The sequence below is a fragment of the Nocardioides sp. genome (genome assembly GCF_047607365.1).
Classification (GTDB): Bacteria; Actinomycetota; Actinomycetes; order Propionibacteriales; family Nocardioidaceae; genus Nocardioides.
This window is the reverse complement of record NZ_JASGDD010000210.1, coordinates 1-18,864: the sequence shown is the minus strand read 5'-3', so window position 1 is coordinate 18,864 and position 18,864 is coordinate 1. Positions and strand designations below refer to the sequence as shown.

Annotated in this window: 19 protein-coding genes and 1 other RNA gene; 9 read left to right on the top strand and 11 right to left on the bottom strand. The window is 70.8% G+C overall.

Going from position 1 to position 18,864, the window contains the following annotated elements; all coding sequences use genetic code 11:
- Positions 1-47 precede the first annotated feature (47 nt).
- Entirely contained in the window at positions 48-830 is a 783-nt protein-coding gene (locus tag QM572_RS16355; protein WP_415095049.1) for a hypothetical protein, read from the top strand.
- Between the two features lie 585 nt (positions 831-1,415).
- On the opposite strand, the gene QM572_RS16350 is transcribed toward QM572_RS16355, so the two are convergent.
- A complete protein-coding gene (locus tag QM572_RS16350) occupies positions 1,416-2,126 on the bottom strand; it encodes a hypothetical protein (protein ID WP_415095021.1) in 711 nt (236 codons plus the stop codon).
- A gap of 1 nt (position 2,127) precedes the next feature.
- Positions 2,128-2,286 (bottom strand): NAD(P)-binding domain-containing protein, encoded by a 159-nt coding sequence (locus tag QM572_RS16345; RefSeq protein WP_415095019.1) that lies wholly within the window; start codon positions 2,284-2,286, stop codon positions 2,128-2,130.
- 389 nt (positions 2,287-2,675) lie between these two features.
- Here QM572_RS16345 and QM572_RS16340 point away from each other — a divergent pair, with 389 nt between their 5' ends.
- Genes QM572_RS16340 through QM572_RS16320 form a run of 5 tightly spaced genes read left to right on the top strand, consistent with a single transcriptional unit; the run spans position 2,676 to position 7,294 of the window.
- Complete coding sequence (locus QM572_RS16340) at positions 2,676-3,548, top strand: phytanoyl-CoA dioxygenase family protein (protein WP_415095017.1); 873 nt, start codon at positions 2,676-2,678, stop codon at positions 3,546-3,548.
- A complete protein-coding gene (locus QM572_RS16335; RefSeq protein WP_415095015.1) occupies positions 3,545-4,324 on the top strand; it encodes an SDR family oxidoreductase in 780 nt (259 codons plus the stop codon). Before QM572_RS16340 ends, QM572_RS16335 begins: the two co-directional genes overlap by 4 nt.
- A 35-nt stretch (positions 4,325-4,359) precedes the next feature.
- A complete protein-coding gene (locus QM572_RS16330; RefSeq protein WP_415095013.1) occupies positions 4,360-5,010 on the top strand; it encodes an HAD family hydrolase in 651 nt (216 codons plus the stop codon).
- Positions 5,007-6,065 carry a phosphotransferase family protein gene (locus QM572_RS16325; protein WP_415095011.1) on the top strand — a complete coding sequence of 353 codons (1,059 nt, stop codon included), beginning with the start codon at positions 5,007-5,009 and terminating at the stop codon, positions 6,063-6,065. Before QM572_RS16330 ends, QM572_RS16325 begins: the two co-directional genes overlap by 4 nt.
- Positions 6,065-7,294: an acyl-CoA dehydrogenase family protein gene (locus tag QM572_RS16320; RefSeq protein ID WP_415095009.1), complete on the top strand. Its 1,230-nt coding sequence runs from the start codon at positions 6,065-6,067 to the stop codon at positions 7,292-7,294. The genes QM572_RS16325 and QM572_RS16320 overlap by 1 nt, the downstream gene beginning before the upstream one ends.
- A gap of 25 nt (positions 7,295-7,319) precedes the next feature.
- Here QM572_RS16320 and rnpB read toward each other — a convergent pair.
- Positions 7,320-7,711, bottom strand: an RNA gene (gene rnpB / locus QM572_RS16315) — RNase P RNA component class A.
- Positions 7,712-7,741: 30 nt separating this feature from the next.
- On the opposite strand from rnpB, the gene QM572_RS16310 reads away from it, so the two are divergent.
- Complete coding sequence (locus QM572_RS16310) at positions 7,742-8,419, top strand: DNA alkylation repair protein (protein WP_415095007.1); 678 nt, start codon at positions 7,742-7,744, stop codon at positions 8,417-8,419.
- A gap of 7 nt (positions 8,420-8,426) precedes the next feature.
- On the opposite strand, the gene QM572_RS16305 is transcribed toward QM572_RS16310, so the two are convergent.
- The 4 genes from QM572_RS16305 to QM572_RS16290 are packed head-to-tail and all read right to left on the bottom strand — an operon-like array spanning position 8,427 to position 13,464.
- Entirely contained in the window at positions 8,427-10,139 is a 1,713-nt protein-coding gene (locus QM572_RS16305) for a cation:proton antiporter (protein WP_415095005.1), read from the bottom strand.
- Between the two features lie 19 nt (positions 10,140-10,158).
- Entirely contained in the window at positions 10,159-10,998 is an 840-nt protein-coding gene (locus QM572_RS16300; RefSeq protein ID WP_415095003.1) for a transglutaminase family protein, read from the bottom strand.
- A 10-nt stretch (positions 10,999-11,008) separates the two neighbouring features.
- Complete coding sequence (locus QM572_RS16295; protein ID WP_415095001.1) at positions 11,009-11,950, bottom strand: alpha-E domain-containing protein; 942 nt, start codon at positions 11,948-11,950, stop codon at positions 11,009-11,011.
- Entirely contained in the window at positions 11,950-13,464 is a 1,515-nt protein-coding gene (locus QM572_RS16290; protein WP_415094999.1) for a circularly permuted type 2 ATP-grasp protein, read from the bottom strand. The genes QM572_RS16295 and QM572_RS16290 overlap by 1 nt, the downstream gene beginning before the upstream one ends.
- A gap of 87 nt (positions 13,465-13,551) precedes the next feature.
- On the opposite strand from QM572_RS16290, the gene QM572_RS16285 reads away from it, so the two are divergent.
- The gene (locus tag QM572_RS16285; protein WP_415094997.1) at positions 13,552-13,749 is read left to right on the top strand and encodes an SPOR domain-containing protein; all 198 of its coding nucleotides are present in this window, start codon (positions 13,552-13,554) and stop codon (positions 13,747-13,749) included.
- Between the two features lie 4 nt (positions 13,750-13,753).
- On the opposite strand, the gene QM572_RS16280 is transcribed toward QM572_RS16285, so the two are convergent.
- The 4 genes from QM572_RS16280 to QM572_RS16265 are packed head-to-tail and all read right to left on the bottom strand — an operon-like array spanning position 13,754 to position 17,157.
- On the bottom strand, positions 13,754-14,371 hold the full coding sequence (locus tag QM572_RS16280) for a response regulator (protein ID WP_415094995.1): 618 nt from the start codon (positions 14,369-14,371) through the stop codon (positions 13,754-13,756).
- Complete coding sequence (locus tag QM572_RS16275; RefSeq protein WP_415094993.1) at positions 14,368-15,504, bottom strand: sensor histidine kinase; 1,137 nt, start codon at positions 15,502-15,504, stop codon at positions 14,368-14,370. Before QM572_RS16275 ends, QM572_RS16280 begins: the two co-directional genes overlap by 4 nt.
- Complete coding sequence (locus QM572_RS16270; RefSeq protein ID WP_415094991.1) at positions 15,497-16,276, bottom strand: ABC transporter permease; 780 nt, start codon at positions 16,274-16,276, stop codon at positions 15,497-15,499. Before QM572_RS16270 ends, QM572_RS16275 begins: the two co-directional genes overlap by 8 nt.
- A complete protein-coding gene (locus tag QM572_RS16265; protein ID WP_415094989.1) occupies positions 16,273-17,157 on the bottom strand; it encodes an ABC transporter ATP-binding protein in 885 nt (294 codons plus the stop codon). The genes QM572_RS16270 and QM572_RS16265 overlap by 4 nt, the downstream gene beginning before the upstream one ends.
- Positions 17,158-17,283: 126 nt before the next feature.
- Here QM572_RS16265 and QM572_RS16260 point away from each other — a divergent pair, with 126 nt between their 5' ends.
- Positions 17,284-18,789 carry a sugar transferase gene (locus QM572_RS16260; RefSeq protein WP_415094987.1) on the top strand — a complete coding sequence of 502 codons (1,506 nt, stop codon included), beginning with the start codon at positions 17,284-17,286 and terminating at the stop codon, positions 18,787-18,789.
- The last annotated feature ends 75 nt before the right edge of the window (positions 18,790-18,864 follow it).

The following is an 18,864-nucleotide window of genomic DNA, read 5'->3' as shown; positions in this document are numbered from 1 at the left end:
CGCCTGCCGATCTGGCCATCGTGGCGACGATCTCAGACCTGGCGAAGGTGGCCGGGACGCTGCTCCCGCTGCTCGAGCGCTCCTACAATGTGCTTAGCATCTGTGAGGAGCTCGCCTATCCGTGGCAGAGCCACCCCGAGGTGGCCCGCACGTTGGACGAGACGGCCAAGGCCCATGGCGTGACGGTGCTCGGCAGCGGAGCCAACCCGGGCGTCCTGATGGACACCCTGCCGCTCCTGCTGACCGCCTTGACGCAGAAGGCACAGAGCGTACGCATCCGGCGTCGCACCAACATGTCCCGCTACGGCGCGATCCTGAGCAAGTTCGGTCTGGGCCTCACGCCGGATGAGTTCGCCGATGCCCGCGATCGTGGCGATGTCATCGGGCACTACGGATTCGAGCAGGCCATCGGGGCCGTCGCCGCGGGGCTCGGGTGGGAGCTCGATGCGGTCGAGGTGAGCCAGGTCGTGCCTGCGATCGTCGCCGGCTCTCCCCGCGCCGGCGATCACGTCTGCATCGAGCCCGGCCAGATCTCCGCAGTGACGCACTCGGCGCGCGGTCTGCTAGGCGACCAGGCGGTGGTCGACCTGGAGATCATGTTCGGCTTCTTCGACCCCGCTGACGAGATCGCCGCCGGTGATGACTACGAGATCGTCGGCGAGGAGCAGACGATCGAGTTGCGCTCGTCGATCGGTTTCGACTCCTTCCTCAGCACCATCGCCGCTGCCGTGAACGCGGCAGTGGCCGTCGTCGAGGCGCCGCCGGGGCTCCTGTCGATGGGCGATCTTCCTGCCCGGGCGCTGGCCGCCAAGGGCGAGCGCCGCAACTGATCGCTCTGCATCCGAAGCACTTCTTCTCGTAGAACTGGTGCGGCTCGCGCCGGGAGAAGGCAGTGAAGGCGCTGGGCGACAGCATCAGGACCTCCGGGCCGACCACCACCCGGGCGGTGCCGCGCAGTCCGGGGCCGAAGGCCTCGTCGCTCTCCAGGCGGTAGGCGCCTCCGGTGTCGCCGCCCGGCTCGGTCACGCGTCGGAAGACCTGCAACGCCGTGTTGTCGACCGGTGTGAGGACGTCCTCGGTGACCCCGGGTCCACCCATGGCTATGCGGTTGCCAACATCGTGAACGTCGAGGGTGGTCTGCTCGACGCAAGGTCGTGCAGGGGTTCGGACGGTGGGCGTGTCCCGCATCGTTGCCGTCGACCTGTCGTCGGAACGGGCCGAGAGCGCCCGTGAGTTCGGCGCCACCGACGCCATCGGCGCCACCGACGCCACCGACGCCATCGGTGCCGCGGACCGCGACACAGTGGAGGCCGTGCGCGAGCTGCTGTCGGACGATGTGGATTACGTCTTCGATGCGAGGACCCCGCCTGGGCGATCCGTGCGCGGGACGACGAACGGTCAGCCCGGTCCACGGGTCATGCGCCGACGACCTTCGCCTGGGCCGCGAACCCGAGTGAGCCCAGACCGGCGGCGGACGCCTGACGGAGGTTCTCCAAGGCCCCCGCGACGACACGCGGCTGGATGCCGCCGGCCTCAAGGCAGAGCAACGCAGGCTCCATCCCGGTCAGATAAGTGTCGATCGTGGCCTCCCGAGTCTCGAAGTGACCCTCGGCGATCTCGGCGACCGCGTCGACGGCGGTCCGACCCAGGAAGTCGACCGTGAGCGGAGTCAGACCGGCGAGCAGCTCAGGATCGACACCCTGCTTGAGGACGAACGTCGCACACTCCACGAAGGCGCTCAGCGCGGTGGTAAAGAAGGCGCCGACCAGGCCGAGATTGAGCACGCACGAGGCCGTCACCATCTCGGAGACATAGGCGGAGGAGGCGCCCACAGCCATCAGTGTGGCCTCGTGGCGGGCCCAAGCCTCGGGAGCACCCGAATACAGGACCGAACCCTCGTCAGTGCCGATCGACTGCGGGTAGCAGATGATGGAGCCGTCGACGAACTCTCCCCCGCGCCGCGCGATGACCTCAGCGAACGCCGTGACCTCGTCCGGAGCCAGGCTGGACAGGTTCGCGACGGTCTTGCCGGTGAGGTCTGCGACACCGTCGAGGATCTCGACCGAGGTCGCGTAGTCGAGAACGCAGATGACGATCAGAGGTGCCGAGGCCACAGCCTGGGTCACCTCAGTGATTCGGTGTCACGCCCCTCGGAGCAAGGGCTTCCGCCTTCTCGTAGGTGCGATTCCAAGCGCCGGTCGCGTGGCCGGCAGCCGCAAAGGCACGTGCTAGTGCAGACCCCATGAGGCCACATCCGAGGACGACGATGTCGTGCGATTCGCTCATGATCAGTTCAACCCTTTGCGTGCCTGGTCGGGGCAGCGGAGCGACCCGACGCGATGTGCAGCACAGCGTGGCATAACTGATCAAACGATCAAGACAAATGAACGATTCGTGTCATCAGCCGCTTGAGCAGGCGATGCGGATGGCGGACCAGATCGAGGCGGTATCGACGAGTTCGCCAACCGCAAGCTGACCCGGGTCGTGTCCGCCCGACTTTCGTGGCGCGACAGTTCGCACCTGCCTCGAGCGATCCCTGTGCACCATGCACCCACTTCTCGTGGCGTGGGCCCCGGTCTCGCTGGAGCCGTTGACAGGGTGCAACGTACGTCACAGAGTCATTCATGCGACCTGGTCAAGTGATCAGATTGCTCTCGTTTAGGAAAGGCGCTGCCATGAACACACTGACCGACACGCAGGGACTCCAGTCCGTCGCGAGCGACGCCCCGATCGAGGAGATCCTCCACATCGTCGCCCGCGACGGAGGAGTGATCCTCAAGGGCTTCCTCACCAAGGACCAGATCGACCGCTTCAACGCCGATGTCGATCCGGCCATGCAAGCACTCGCACCGGGGTCGACGCACGAGCTCGAGATCATCCAGATGTTTCACGGCGCCAACACCAAGCGGCTCACCAACCTGGTCACGCACAGCCCCACCTTCCGTGAGGAGATCATCGACCACGACCTCGTCCACGCCCTCTGCGACGCCGTCTTCCTCGAGGAGTCGGGCACCTACTGGATGACGACCGCGCAGGTGATCGAGATCGGGCCCGGCAACGACGCTCAGATGCTGCACCGCGACCTGGAGAACTGGTACCCGTTCGTCGGTCTCGGCAAGAACGGGCCCGAGGTGACGGTGAACTTCCTGATCGCCTTCACCGACTTCACCGAGGAGAACGGCGCCACGCGCGTCATCCCGGGCAGCAACCACTGGGACGACTACGAGGACCGTGGCACGCCCGAGCAGACGGTCCCGGCGGTCATGGAGGCCGGGGACGCGCTGTTCTTCAGCGGCAAGACCGCCCACGGCGGCGGAGCGAACCGGACGAGCGACTTCTACCGCCGGGCGGTCTCGTTCGCGGTCAACCCGGGCTTCCTGACCGGCGAGGAGGCCTACCCGTTCCTCGTCGACCGCGAGGTCGCGAAGACGCTCTCGCCGAGGGTCCAGCGACTGATCGGCTTCCGCTCGCAGTACCCGACCGGCTCGCCCGGCCTGTGGCAGGTCGACTACGCCGAGCTCGGCGACTACCTCGGCCTGGACGGGTGATCCCGCCGACGTCGTACGACGTGAGCCGATTCCGCGGGAAGACAGCCCTCGTCACCGGCGCGAGTCGTGGCATCGGGCTTGCCATCGCCGAGCGACTGGTCGCCGACGGCGCGCGGGTGGTGATCACCGCCCGCCACCCCGAGGCGCTCGGAGACGCGGTCGCCCACCTCGGTGGCCCGTCGGTGGCCTTGGGCGTGGCGGGCAGGGCCGACGACCCCGAGCACCAGGCCGACACCGTGCGAGGAGCGATCGAGGCCTTCGGCAGCCTCGACCTGCTGGTCAACAACACCGGGATCAACCCGGTCTACGGCCCGCTGATGGACCTCGACCTCGGCGTGGCACGCAAGGTCGTCGAGGTCAACTGCATCGCCGCCGTGGCCTGGACCCAGCACGCCTTTCGCGCGTGGATGCGGGAGCACGGAGGAGCCATCGTCAACGTGTCCTCGTTCACGGCGATCCGCCCAGCGCCCGGCATCGGCTTCTACGGAGCGAGCAAGGCCATGCTGGCCTCGATCACCGAGTTGATGGCCGTCGAGATGGCGCCGGCCATCCGCGTGAACGCCGTCGCACCGGCCGTCGTCCGGACGCGGTTCGCGGAGAAGCTCTATGACGGCCGCGAAGAGTCGGTCGCGGGTGGCTACCCGCTTCGGCGTCTGGGCGAGCCCGAAGACGTCGGCAGCCTCGTCACGTTCCTGCTCTCCGACGACGCCTCGTGGATCACCGGCGAGACGGTCATGGTGGACGGTGGGCTTCGCCTCTCCGGAGCGATCGAGTGAGAGATCCTCTCTCCCAGGGACGCGACGACGCGCAGGTGGAGGCCGTTCTGTTCGACTACGGCGGCGTGCTGACCGTTCCTGTCGCGGACTCGATCCGGGCGTGGCACGCCGAGGAGGGGATCGATCCGGCGTCGTTCTCGCGCACGCTCAAGGCCTGGCTGTCCCGTTCGGTCGAATGGGAGACCCCGATCCACCGGCTCGAGACCGGCGTGCTTGACGTGGAGGAGTTCGAGTCGGCGTTCGCAGCTGAGCTGACCACGCTCGACGGGGGCACGCCGTCAGCTCCAGGCATCCTCGGCCGGATGTTCGCGCAGATGCGACCCGACCCGGAGATGTTCGAGCTCGTCGAACAGCTCCGCGACTGTGGGATCCGCGTCGGGCTGCTCTCCAACAGCTGGGGCAACACCTATCCCAGGGAGCTGATCGACCCGCTCTTCGGCCCGGTCGTGATCTCCGGCGAGATCGGCCTCCGCAAGCCGCAGCGGGAGATCTATCGGTACGCCGTCGAGCTCCTCGGTGTGCCCGAGGACCGTGTCGTCTTCGTCGACGATGCCATGCCCAACATCGTCGGTGCCCGGGTCTGCGGGCTCCGCTCTGTCTTGCACGCGAGCCCGCGCGCCACGCGCAGCGCACTCGAGGCCCTCATTCCCGCGCTCTCACCTCCGAGTGCGGAGGTATGCGCATGACTGAGCCCAACCACGCCGACGCCGGCTTCGTCACGACGCCGACGCCGCGTGGCCTCGACCTGAGGAGGCTGGGCGCCTGGTTCACGGCGGAGATCCCCGGAGCCGGTGGCGAGCTGCGTGCCTCCATGATCGCCGGGGGCAAGTCCAACCTGACGTACGTCGTCACCGACGGCAGCCGGGAGTGGGTGGTCCGCCGGCCGCCGTTGGGACACGTCTTGGCGACGGCACACGACATGTTCCGCGAGTACACGGTGATGACCGCGCTCCGCGACACGCCGGTTCCCGTTCCGGCCACCTACGGCCTGTGCGGCGACGACTCCGTCCTCGGTGCCCCGTTCTATGTGATGGAGCGGGTCGCCGGGACGCCCTACCGTGCCGTCGAGGAGCTGGCCGCACTGGGGGAGCAGCGCACCCGCGCGATCTCCGAGCGGCTCGTCGACACCCTGGCAGCCCTCCACGCGGTCGATCCGTCCGCGGTCGGGTTGAGTGACTTCGGTCGGGCCGAGGGCTACCTCACCCGGCAGGTCGCGCGCTGGAAGCGACAGATGGACGCCTCCCGCAGTCGTGACCTCTCCGCTGCCGACGAGCTCCACGCGCTGCTCGCGGCCGATACGCCGATCGAGTCGGCGACGGGAATCGTCCATGGCGACTTCCGGTTGGACAACCTCCTGATCGACGAGGACGACCGACCGACGGCCGTGCTGGACTGGGAGATGGCGACGCTCGGCGACCCGCTCGCCGACCTCGCGCTGATGCTCGTCTACCACCGCCTCGGCGAGACCTCGGCGGGGACGACGATCACCAACGCGTCACTCGCTCCGGGATTCCTCACCGAGAGCGAGATCATCGAGCGCTACGCCGAGCGCAGCGACCGCGACCTCACCGGCTTCGGCTTCCACCTCGGCCTCGCGGCGTACAAGCTCGCCGCGATCCTCGAGGGGATCCACTACCGCTTCCTCCACGGCCAGACGGTCGGCGAGGGGTTCGACACCATCGGCGACGCGATCGAGCCGCTTCTCGACGCCGGCCTTGCCGCACTGAAGGAGAGCCACTGATGGACTTCGCCTTGGACGCCCACACCGAGGAGCGCCGCGCCTCGATGCTCGAGTTCATGGAGACTCACGTCTACCCCGCCGAGCAGGTGTTCCACGATCAGCTCGCCGAGCTCGAGGACCAGTGGGCCTGGGACTCCGCGCCGGTCATGCGCGAGATCCGGGCCGAGGCCCGCCGGCGTGGGCTGTGGAACCTCTTCCAGCCCGGTGAGGGCGGCGGGGGACTGAGCAACGTGCAGTACGCGACCCTGGCGGAGATCTCCGGGCGCAGCATCCACCTCGCTCCTGCTGCGATGAACTGCGCCGCCCCCGACACCGGCAACATGGAGGTGCTCCACATGTTCGGCACTCCCGAGCAGAAGGAGCGGTGGCTGGAACCTCTTCTGGATGGGCGGATCCGCTCGGCGTTCGCCATGACGGAGCCGGATGTGGCGTCCTCCGATGCCACCAACGTCGAGCTGTCGATCGTCCGCGACGGCGACGACTACGTGATCAACGGCCGCAAGTGGTGGATCACCGGCGCGATGAACCCGAACTGCGCGATCTTCATCGTGATGGGCAAGACCGACCCGTCGGCCGACCGCCATCGCCAGCAGTCCATGATCCTCGTCGAGCGGGACACTCCAGGTCTGGAGGTCGTCCGGGCCATGCACGTCCTGGGCTATGACGACCACGAGCACGGCGGGCACGCGGAGCTCAGGTTCACCGACGTCCGCGTGCCGGCCGCCAACCTCATCGCCGAGGAGGGTGACGGCTTCGCCATCGCGCAGGCGCGGCTGGGTCCCGGCAGGATCCACCACTGCATGCGCTCGGTCGGCGTTGCCGAGCGGGCCGTCTCGATGATGTGCGAGCGCGCGGAGACGCGGGTGGCGTTCGGCAAGCCCCTGTCCGAGCAGGGCGTCATCCGCGACTGGATCGCGGAGTCCCGCGTCCGGCTGGAGCAGCTCCGGCTGCTCTGCCTGAAGGCGGCATGGCTGATGGACACCCACGGCAACAAGGCGGCCCACACCGAGATCCAGGCGATCAAGATCGCCACGCCCGTCACCGTCGAATGGATCCTCGACAAGGCGATCCAGACCCACGGCGCGGGCGGCCTCTCGCAGGACTTCCCGCTCGCCAACATGATCGCCGGCATCCGCACGCTGCGCTTCGCCGACGGTCCGGACGAGGTCCACAAGAACGCTCTCGCCCGCGCGGAGCTCCGACGCCAGGCCGAGGCACGTCGGTCCTGACAGCCCGGCGTCGCCGGGCTGGGTGCGGATGGGCTGGCCTGTAAGCCGGGTTCTGTCCCTCTGACGAGGGGGCGATCATCCATCTCGGCCTGCGATCGCTCGCAGGCTCCAGCGACCTACCCGTGCTCTCAGCGGGCCGCCTCGACGAGCACTGTCTGGTCTTGCTCCAGGTGGGGTTTACCTAGCCGGTCCGGTCGCCCGGGCCGCTGGTGAGCTCTTACCTCACCGTTTCACCCTTGCCCCACGGCGTACGACTCTCGACGTACGACGGGAGGCGGTCTGTTCTCTGTGGCACTGTCCCGCGGGTTGCCCCGGGTGGCTGTTGGCCACCACCTCTGCCCTGTGGAGCCCGGACTTTCCTCGACGCGCCCCTCCGATCACTCGGGAGGAGCGCGACGCGATCGCCCGGCCAGCCCATCCGCGCAGAGCAGGCTACCGTGTCGCACCGTGAGCGTCGTCGCCGAGATCCGCGCGACCCTCGCCGCACATGGCGACCCCGAGCGGGCGCTGGCCCAGCAGGCCTACATGAAGTCGGCGCTGCCCTACCGCGGCATCGCCAAGCCGGAGCTGACGCGACTGCTGCGGCCGATGCTCCGCGGCTACGCCCCGGACGGCCGCGCCGCGTGGGAGCGCGACGTCCGCGAGCTGTGGGACGGAGTGGCCTTCCGCGAGGAGTGGTACGCCGTCATCGCGCTGCTCCGCCACCCGCGGGTCCGTCCCTGGCTGGATGCCGACGCCCTGCCGCTGCTGCGCCACCTGCTGGCGACCGGAGCCTGGTGGGACGTGGTGGACGAGGTCGCCACCCACCCCCTGCGGATCGCGCTCGCCGACCATCCTGCGGACGTGACGCCGACGGTCCGGGCATGGGCGAGCGACGAGGACCCGTGGGTCCGCCGGGCCTCGGTGATCTGCCAGGTCGGCCGCCGGGGCGAGGCGGACCTGGACCTCCTCGCCCACGCCGTCGAGGCGAACCTCGACGACACGTCGTTCTGGCTGCGCAAGGCGATCGGCTGGGCGCTGCGCGACCAGGCCCGGACGGACCCCGCGTGGGTGAGAGACCACGTCGACCGATGGGGGAGCAGGCTGTCGGGCCTGTCCCGGCGCGAGGCCCTCAAGCACCTCTGAGCGGCGCTCAGCGCCCGACGTGCCGCTCGATCTCGTCGAGGAAGGCCTCCACCTCCCGGTAGGTCGCCGAGCTGTAGGCCCCGATGCTCCGCTCCGCGCCCAGGGCGTCGCGCATGGCGTCGAGGTAGCGCTGCTGGAGGACGGCCACCTGGGACCAGGTGTCGGCCGCCGGCGCGGTGGCGGCCCGTGCGCCGGCCACGATCCGGGGGAGCACCTGGTCGCGGACCAGGGCGAGAGCCTCCGGATCCAGCGGCTCGCCCGCGATGGTCTGCTCCTCCAGCGGGCCGAGGCGGTCGATGGCACTCGACCCGACCCGCCGCATCAGCGCTCCGGTGGCGTCGCGCTGGTCCTCGGGATCCTCCTCCGGGAAGGCCATCGCGCGGATCAGCGCGGGCAGGGTGAGACCGAAGCCGACGAGGGTCAGGAGGGCGACGAAGTAGGCCGCCACGACGACGGTCGAGCGGTGGGGCGTGTCGACCGGGATGGTCTGCGCCGCGGCGACCGTGACGACGCCGCGCATGCCCGACCAGGCGATCACCAGCAGGCCCCGCCGCGTGATCGGCTCGCGGAGCTCGAAGTCGACCTCCGCCCGGCCGCGGGCCAGCCGCTTCCGCGCCCAGTGCAGCCCCCGGACCTCGCGGGTCGTGGCCGGCTCCATGGTCTCCAGCCGCTGCTCGAACTCGTCGAGCCGCGCGGTGAACTCCTCGGTCTTGCCCGCATGCCCGACGCCGCCGGTCACCGCCGGCCAGGCGAGGCCGACGAAGCGGATGGCCACGAGCAGCGCCAGGCACACCAGCACGATCCCGGTGACCTCGCCGAGGGTCGTCTCCTCCCGCGCCGCGTCGACCAGCTCCGGCAGCTGGTAGCCCATGGCGAGGAAGACGCCGCTCTCCAGGATGAAGTTGACCGTGGTCCACGTGGTGGCCTGGGTCTGCCGGTCGCGCGCGCTGAACCGCTTGCCGCCGAGGGTGCCCGTCACCAGCGCGGCCGCGACGACGGCGAGCACGCCCGAGGCGTGCACCTCCTCGGCCGGGAAGTAGGCGAGGAACGGCACCGCGAAGGAGAGCGTCGTGTTGAGCACCGGGTCGTCGAGCCGCGCGCGCAGCACCACCGTGCCCCAGCCGACCCCGATGCCGACCAGCAGCGCTCCCGCCACGGCCCACGCGAAGTCGCCGACGGTGGCCAGGAGGCTGAAGTGCGCGGTCGTGCCGATGACGGCCACCGCCGTACGCAGGAGGACGAGCGCGGAGGCGTCGTTCACCAGGCTCTCGCCCTCGAGCACCGACATCAGCCGAGGGGGTACGCCGACGCGATGGCCGATCGCGGTGGCGGCGACGGCGTCCGTCGGGCTCACCACCGCTCCCAGCGCGACCGCGAGCGCGAAGGGGATCGAGGGGAACAGCAGGTGCACGGCCGCGCCGATGGCGAGCGCGGAGACGATGACGAGCACCACCGAGAGCCAGGCGATGATGCCGAGGTTGCGCTGCACGTCCATCACGGGCAGCTGCACCGCGGAGGCGTAGAGCAGCGGGGGCAGCACGCCGGCGAGGACCAGCTCGGGCTCGACCGAGATGGTCGGCGTCCCGGGCAGGTAGCTCGCCGCGATGCCCAGCCCGACGAGCAGGAGCGGCGCGGCCAGGCCGGTGCGCCGGGAGAAGACCGACGCGGTGATCATGATCGCCAGCGCCGCCGCCGCGATCAGCAGGAACTGGTGGTCCATGGGACGAGTGTGGCGTGGATCAGGCCAGGCGGGTGATCTCGACCGCGACGAACATCGACGAGGTCTCGGCGCCGGAGTAGATGCCCGACAGCGGCTTGGCGTCGGTGTAGTCCCGGCCGGTGGCGACGGCGACGTAGGAGTCGACGGGCTCGACCCCGTTGGTCGGGTCGAACGGCTTCCAGCCCGCGTCCCACCACTCGACCCACGCGTGCGACTCGGCGGTGGTCGTCTCGCCGATGACGGGATCGGCGCTGGGGTGGAAGTAGCCGGACACGTAGCGCGCGGGGATGCCGAGCGAGCGCAGCCCGCCGATCGCGAGGTGGACCATGTCCTGGCTGATCCCGGCGCGCTGCTCCCAGGCCACGGCGGCCGAGTCCTGCACGTCGGTCGAGCCGGGGCGGTAGGCGACCTCGGCGCGGACCAGCTCGCACACGGCGCGCGCGGCCTCGCCGGGGGTGGCCGCGTCGGCACCGATCTGCTTGACCGCCGCGGCGAACTCCTCGGGCGGGCGGACCAGGTCGGGCAGCACCAGGAACTCGACCCAGCGGTCGGCGACCTCGCGCTGGCCGAGGTCCGCCCAGGCCAGCACCGGGCCGGGCGCGGCGACGCGCGTGATCTGCACGGTCGAGGTGGCCGCGACCTGCATCGACTCGTGCGGGTCGACGACCTCGAAGGCGGTCACCTGGTTGCCGAAGTAGTCGCGGTAGCCGTAGGTCCACGGCTTGGGGGAGACCTCGACCCGGTGGTGGATCAGGATCTGCTCCGGGCGCGACAGCGGCGTGAGCCGGGCCTGGTTGTAGGAGGCCACCGCCTTGCCGGAGTACTCGAACCCGGTGGTGTGCACGATCCTCAGCTGCATGCTCATGTCCTCAGGCCCCCAGCCAGCTGAGCGCCTCGGCGCCGGCGAAGTAGCGCTTGGTGATGGCGGTCGTCGCGGTGGCGCAGGTGCGCTGCATCGCCTCCATCTCGTCGGGCAGGTCGGCCATCAGGTCGGTGAGGGTGCGGAACTCCAGCTCCGCCTTCATCCGGCCGATCAGCCGCTGGGCCTCGTTCTGGAATCCCGTACGCCGGGCGGCGGGCTCGAGATTGTCGAGGCACTCCTCCGCGCGGGTGAGCGAGTAGATCACCGAGCGGGGGAAGAGCCGGTCGAGCAGCAGGAACTCCGCGGCCGCCCGCTCGGACTCCACGCCGTTGTTGGTCCGCAGGAACGCCTCGTAGCCGCCGACGGCGCGCAGCGCCGACGTCCACGACGATCCCGACGCCGCGGCCGAGAGCGACGCGGTCGCCACCAGCCGCGAGGTCATGTCGGCGCGCTCGATGCAGCGCCCCAGGACGAGGAAGTGGTAGCCCTCGTCGCGGATCATCGAGGCGGCCGCGGTCCCGTCGATGAGCGCCGCGCGCTCGCGGGCCCACTGGAAGATCGCCGGCGCCCGCATCCGGGAGAGCTGGCCCGTCGGGATGGCGCGGTAGGCGGTGTTGAGCACCTCCCACAGCGGGACGCTGAGCGTCTCGCGGGCCCCGCGCGCGGACTCGCGGGCCGACTCCAGGCAGAACGCGATGGAGGCGGGGGAGGAGGCGTCGTAGGCGAGCAGGTGCAGCACGCTGGTCAGGTTGAGCGGACCCTGGGGAGCGTCGTCGCCGGTCATGTCGACGCCCATGATGGAGAGCAGCGACCGGCAGGCCGGCTCCTCCTCGACCGACGCGTCCTCCAGCACCAGCTGGGTCTGCACGTCGAGGATCCGGGCGGTGTCCTCCATCCGCTCGATGTAGCGCCCGATCCAGAAGATCGACTCCGCGATCCGGCTCAGCATCACGCCTCCTCGGCCGTCGACTGCGACTGCGACTGGGACCCCTGCGACTGGGTCTGCACCGTCGGCGTCGGTCCCGCGAGCACCCACGTGTCCTTGGAGCCTCCGCCGCGGGAGCTGTTGACGATCAGCTCGCCCTCGGCCAGCGCCACGCGCGTGAGGCCACCGGGCAGCACCGAGACCTTCGAGCCGTCGTTGACCGCGAACGGGCGCAGGTCGACGTGGCGCCCGCCGAACATGGCGCGGGTGGAGTCCTGGCCGTCGGTGAACGTCGGCACGGTGGAGAGCTGCACGACCGGCTGCGCGATCCACCCGCGCGGGTCGTCGTAGAGCTTCACCCGCAGCTCGTCGAGCTCGGCGGGCGTGGCGTTGGGGCCGATCACGATGCCCTTGCCGCCGGAGCCGTCGACCGGCTTGAGCACCAGCTCGTCGAGGCGGTCCATCACCTCGGCGAAGGACTCCGGCTCCTCCATCCGCCAGGTGTCGACGTTGCGGATGATCGGCTCCTCCGACAGGTAGTAGCGGATCAGGTCGGGCAGGTAGGTGTAGACGAGCTTGTCGTCGGCGACGCCGTTGCCGACCGCGTTGGCGAGGGTGACGTTGCCGGCCCGGGCGGCGTCGATCAGCCCGGGCACGCCGAGCATCGAGTCGGCGCGGAAGTGCACCGGGTCGAGGAACTCGTCGTCCAGGCGTCGGTAGATGACATGGACGGGGGCCAGGCCCTTCGTCGTACGCATGAGCACGCGGCCCTGGCGGCAGATCAGGTCGCGGCCCTCGACCAGCTCGACGCCCATCGTGCGGGCGAGGAGCGCGTGCTCGAAGTAGGCGCCGTTGAACCGGCCCGGCGTCAGCACGACGACGGTCGGGTCGGGGACACCGGCTGGGGCCGCGGCGCGGAGCGCGGTGAGCAGCTTCTGCGGGTAGTTCGCCACCGGGCGGATGCGGTGCTCGGCGATCGCCTCGGGCAGCGCCGCGGAGATCGCGCGGCGGTTGGTCATGACGTAGGAGACGCCCGAGGGCACGCGGACGTTGTCCTCGAGCACGCGGAACTCGCCGGCGTTGTCGCGGATCAGGTCGATGCCGGAGACGTGGACGCGGACCCCGTTGGGCGGGCGGACGCCCGCGGCGGCACGGTGGTAGTGCGTCGAGGTGGTGATCACCTCGCGGGGGATGACGCCGTCGTCGAAGACCGTGCCGGCGTCGTACACGTCCGCGAGGAACATCTCCAGGACCTTGACCCGCTGCTGGACGCCGGCCTCGATCGTGGCCCAGGCCTCGGCCTCGATGATCCGGGGGATGATGTCGATCGGGAAGGCGCGCTCCTCGCCGCCGATGTCGAAGGTGACGCCCTGGTCGAGATAGTTGGCCGACAGGGTCTCCACGCGGCTGACCAGATCGGCGCGGGTGAGCTTGTCGAGCGTGGCGCACAGGCGTTGGTACGCCGGGCGCGGCTCGACGCCTGAGAACATCTCGTCATAGGCGGGCTCACGGATGACGTAGCCCTCGAACATGGTCATGACACCACCATGTCCCGGACCCTATCGGCCCGCGTGTAACGGGGATGTTGCATCTGATTCGCGATCTGAGCGGGCTAGATTTCGCGTATGTCCAGCGATGACACCCCGGAGTACTGGTTCTGCCTCAAGCACCACGCCGTCGAGGGCCGTGAGGGCTGCAAGAGCGCCGACCGGCTCGGCCCCTACGCCACGCGCGAGGAGGCCGCGCGCGCCCTGGAGAAGGTCCAGGAGAACAACGAGCGGTGGGACGAGGAGGACCGGAAGTGGAACGAGGGCGAGGCATAGCCCGCTAGAGCCAGCCGTTGCCGTCGGCGATGAGCACGGCCTCGGCGCGGTTGGCCGCGCCGGTCTTGCCGATCGCCGCGGACAGGTGGTTGCGCACGGTGCCCTCGGACAGGAACAGCCGCCCGGCGATCGCCGCGACGCTGGAGCCGTCGCGCGCGGCGAGCAGCACCTCGGTCTCGCGACGGGTGAGCGGCGACTCGCCCGCGACGAGCGAGTCGGTCGCGAGCTGGGGGTCGACGACCCGCAGGCCCTGATGCACCCGGCGGACCGCGTCGGCCAACTGCGGCGCCGGCGTGTCCTTGACGACGAAGCCACTGGCGCCCGCCTGGAGGGCGCGGCGCAGGAAGCCCGGCCGGCCGAACGTCGTCACGATGAGGACGCGGGTGCCGGGCACGTGCTCGCGCACGCGGGCGGTGGCGGCGATGCCGTCGAGGTGCGGCATCTCGACGTCGAGCAGGGCGACGTCGGGGCGGTGCTCGAGGACCGCGGGCAGGACGGCCTCCCCGTCGCCGACCTCGGCGACCACCTCGAGGTCGGGCTCGAGGCTGAGCAGGGCGGCGAGCGCGCCCCGCACCAGCGCCTGGTCGTCGGCGAGGAGGATCCGGATCGGCGGGGCGCTCACGCGGTCACCTGCAGCGAGAAGCCGGGGGAGAGGGTCCGGGTGATGACGGTCGCACCGAGTGCCGCGGCCCGCTCGCGCAGGCCGACCAGGCCGTTGCCCGCCTGAGCGCCGTCGTCCTCCGGGCAGCCCGTGCCGTCGTCGCGGACCTCGGCGCTGGTGGGGGTGAGCAGGATCTCGCACGTCGTCGCGCGGGAGTGGCGCAGCACGTTCGTGACGCCCTCGCGGACCGTCCAGGCGAACAGGTCGCGCAGCTCGCCGGGCACGTCGTCGGTCGACTGGGGGAGCCGGGCGTCGATGTCGGCGGCCGCCAGCGCGGCGCGGGCGCGGGCCAGCTCGCCGGGCAGCGTGATCTCGCGGTAGCCCTCCACCGCGCGTCGTACGTCGGAGAGGGGGTCGCGCGCGAGGCGCTCGAGATCCTCGATCTCGGCCCGGGCGCGCTCCGGGTCGGCGTCGAACACCCTGCGGGCCAGCTCGGCCTTCACCGTGATCACGGTCAGCGAGTGGCCCAGGATGTCGTGCAGGTCGCGGGCGAACCGGTTGCGCTCGTTGTCCACCAGGAGCTGCGCGTTGTCGTCGCGGGCGCGCAGCAGGTCGGCGTTGCGGCGCATCACGGTCTTGAACCCGAAGACCGCGAGCGACCCGGCGATGACGCCGAAGGCGGTGTCGACCTGCTCGGTCCAGCCGGGGATGAACCCGCAGGCGATCACCGCCGCCACGACCGTCGCGACGACCGGCACGGCCAGCAGGCCCGGCAGCAGCATCACGGCCATCACCGCGACGAACGGCGCGGTCGCCGTGCCGCTCGCTCCGACGGAGGCGACGAGCAGTCCGGCCAGCAGGCCGAGGGAGCCCACGTAGGCGAACGCCGCGGCGAGCGGCACCGGAGGCGTGAGGCCGCGCAGTGCCCGGCGGGCGACCACGAAGGTCTGGAGGTAGAAGACGGCGAAGACGACGGTCAGCACCATCCCCGCGACGCCGCGCGGCTCGTCGCGCTGGCTCCATCCCTCGACGAAGGGGCCGATCAGGAAGAGCAGCCAGAGCGTGGCGATCCACGGTCCCGCGATGCCGAGCCGCCGAGGCGTGCCCGGGGCGGGCAGGCTCGGCGGCTCGGAGGCGGGACCGCGATCAGACACGAGCCGTATCCTTGCTCATCCGCCAGGCGGCGCCGCCGATGAAGATCGCCAGCCAGACGACGGCGTTGACGACCGCGTACCACGGCAGCTCGTGGGTGAGGGGCGCCCGGCTGATCTCCGCGACGCCGTACATCGGCGTCCAGTAGGCGATGTGGCGTACGACGTCGGCGTAGGTGTCGAGCGGGATGAAGACGCCGCCGAGGAAGGAGAGGGCGGCCAGGCCGGGGCCGAGGATCTGCATGGCGTTCTCCCCGGGCACGAGGTAGCCGACGAAGACGCCCAGCGCGGCGAACGTCACCGTGCAGACGAGGGCGAGGACGCCGCTGGCGATCCAGACGCCGACCGGCATGTCGGGCTTGCCCTCGACGACGCCGACGAGGTTGACCACCACGATCGCGATCCCGCCCATGGCGAGGGCGAGCAGTGCCTTGACGAGGATGTAGGCGACCGGGTTGAGCGGCGTCAGTCGGAGCTGCCGCGACCACCCGGTGGCCCGCTCCAGCGCGACCATGGCGCCGCTCGCGGCGGAGGTGAGCGCGGCGGCGTAGAGCGCGATCGAGATGAGGATGTAGGCGCCCACGTTGCCCGAGCCCGCCTTCTCGTCCCACCCGTCCTGGCCGACGAAGATCAGCGCGAGGATCGCCGGCATGAGCAGGGTGAAGACGATCGTGCGGCGGTTGCGGAGCATCCGCCGCAGCTCGATCACCAGCAGCGTCGGGTTGAAGCCGCCCAGCGGCGGCACCCGCCGCGTGGTGGGGTCGATGGTGCTCATGCTCGGTCTCCTGTCAGGGCGAGGAACGCGTCCTCGAGGTTCTTGCTCGTGATCTCCAGGTCCCGAGCGGCTGTCGTGGTGAGGAGGTGGCGGGCGACCGCGTCGGAGTCCTTGGTGTGGACGATCACCTGGTCGCCGCGGAGATCGACCTGGTCGACGCCGGGCAGCGACCGCAGGGCGTCGGGGTCGGCGCCGGGGAGGGTCGCGCGCACGGTGCGGCCCGCGGCCAGGGCCCGGATCTCGGCACCCGTGCCGTCGGCCACCACGCGGCCCTTGCTGACGAGGACGATCCGGTCGGCGTACTGGTCGGCCTCCTCGAGGTAGTGCGTCGCGAAGAGCACCGTCCGCCCCTGCGCGGCGTCGGCGCGGATCGTGCTCCAGAAGGTGCGCCGGCCCTCGACGTCCATTCCCGTCGTCGGCTCGTCGAGCAGCAGCAGCGCGGGGTCGGGGAGCAGCGCCATCGCGAAGCGGAGCCGCTGCTGCTCGCCGCCGGAGCACTTGCCCACCCTCCGGCCCGCGATCCGGTCGATCCCGGCGCTGCGCAGCGCCTCGTCGACCGGCATCGTGTCGGCGAAGAGGGAGGCGGTGTAGGCGACGGTCTCGCGGACCGTGAGGTCCTTGAGCAGGCCGCCGGTCTGCATCACCGCGGAGACCAGGCCGCGGGCGATCGCCTGCCGCGGGGTCATGCCGAGCACCGACACGTCGCCGGTCGTCGGCCGGGAGAGGCCCAGGATCATGTCGATGGTGGTGGTCTTCCCCGCGCCGTTGGGGCCGAGGAACGCGACGACCTCGCCGGGGGCGAGCTCGAGGTCGATGCCCGCGACCGCCGGCACCGGACCGAAGGACTTCGTCACGCCCCGGAGGGACACTGCTGTGGTCATGTCCCCAGCATGGCCGCGGCGAGGATCGCCGGCCTGGTTGTCCGATCATGAGCGCGCCATGACATCTGTCAGCACTAGGGTGGGGGCTCGCCGCCGGGTGCCGTGCCAGGCGATGGAGGGATGGCGATGTCGGAGACGGTCGGCTCGGTGGACTGGCACCCGCCCGAGCACATCGCGGACCTCATGACACGTCCCGTCACCGAGCCGGCGGTGTCCTGGCGCAAGGCCTACGTACGCCGCCGCGTGGTCGTGGACGCGCTGGTCCTGCTGTTCGACGGCCTGGTCGTGCTCGGGGCCTCGCAGCTCATCCCCGGGGAGGTCGGGCCGGTCGACCAGATCGTGCTCTACCTCTTCATCACCCTGGGCCTGGTCGTGTCGTGGCTGACCGCGCAGCGGCTGCTGTCGGTCTACGACCGGCGGTTCGTGATCGAGGGATCGGAGGAGTACCACCGGGTGGCGCGCGCCGCGGTCGCGGTGATCGCGGCGACCTCGCTGGCGGCGACCGCGGCCACCTTCGCCCTCTCGCGCTTCTTCCTGCTCGCGTTCTTCCTGATCGGGACGCTCGGTCTCCTGGGCACCCGCAAGCTCGCCCGACGCGGCCTGCGCCGGCGCCGGCTGGCCGGCGAGGGCGCGACCAGCAGCGTCCTGGTCCTCGGCGGCTCGCGGTCGGCGCGGATCCTCGCCGCGGCGTTCGCCCGCCACGGGGAGGAGGGCTACCGGATCGTCGGGGTGTGGTGGCCCGACCCGAAGGCCCACTACGGGCCCTGGGTCGAGATCCTGGGCGAGACGCTGCCGTCGTACGACGCCCACCACACGCTCGCAGAGGCGATCGCCGGCAGCGGCGCCGACGCCGTGATCGTCACCGACACCGAGCTGCTCGGCAACGCCGGTCTCAAGGCGCTCGGCTGGGCGCTCGTCGGCACGGGCATCGACCTCCTCGTGTCGCCCAACGTGATCGACGTGGCCGGGCCGCGACTGCACGTCCGGCCGGTGGCCAACCTGCCGCTGATCCACCTCGACGAGCCGCAGTACGAGGGCGCGAGCCGGGTGGAGAAGGCGGTGCTCGACCGGGTCATCGCCGTCGTCGGCCTCCTGGTGGCCAGCCCGGTGATGCTCGTGATCGCCCTGCTGATCAAGCTCGGCGACGGGGGCCCGGTGTTCTACCGCTCGATCCGGGTCGGGGTCGGCGGCGCGGAGTTCGGGATGCTCAAGTTCCGCACCATGACCACGAACGCCGACGAGCTGCGGCTGGAGATGGAGTCCGAGGGCGACGGCCCGCTCTTCAAGGTGCGCAACGACCCGCGGATCACCCGGGTCGGCGGCTTCCTGCGGCGCTACTCGCTCGACGAGCTGCCGCAGCTGTGGAACGTGCTCATCGGGCAGATGAGCGTGGTCGGCCCGCGCCCCCCGCTGCCCGGGGAGGTCGCGGAGTGGACCGGTGGCGTCGAGCGACGGCTGCTGGTGAAGCAGGGCATGACCGGGCTGTGGCAGGTCAGCGGCCGCTCGGACCTGTCCTGGGAGGACTCGGTCCGGCTGGACATCGACTACGTCGAGAACTGGTCGATCACCCGGGACCTCCAGATCATCTGGCGCACCGTCCGCGCGGTGCTCGGCTCCGACGGGGCCTACTGAGCACGCGCGCCGAGCGCCGTCACGGCGCGGCGCGGCGGTAGCCGATCGCCGGCAGGCGCTCGATCCAGCGCGCGG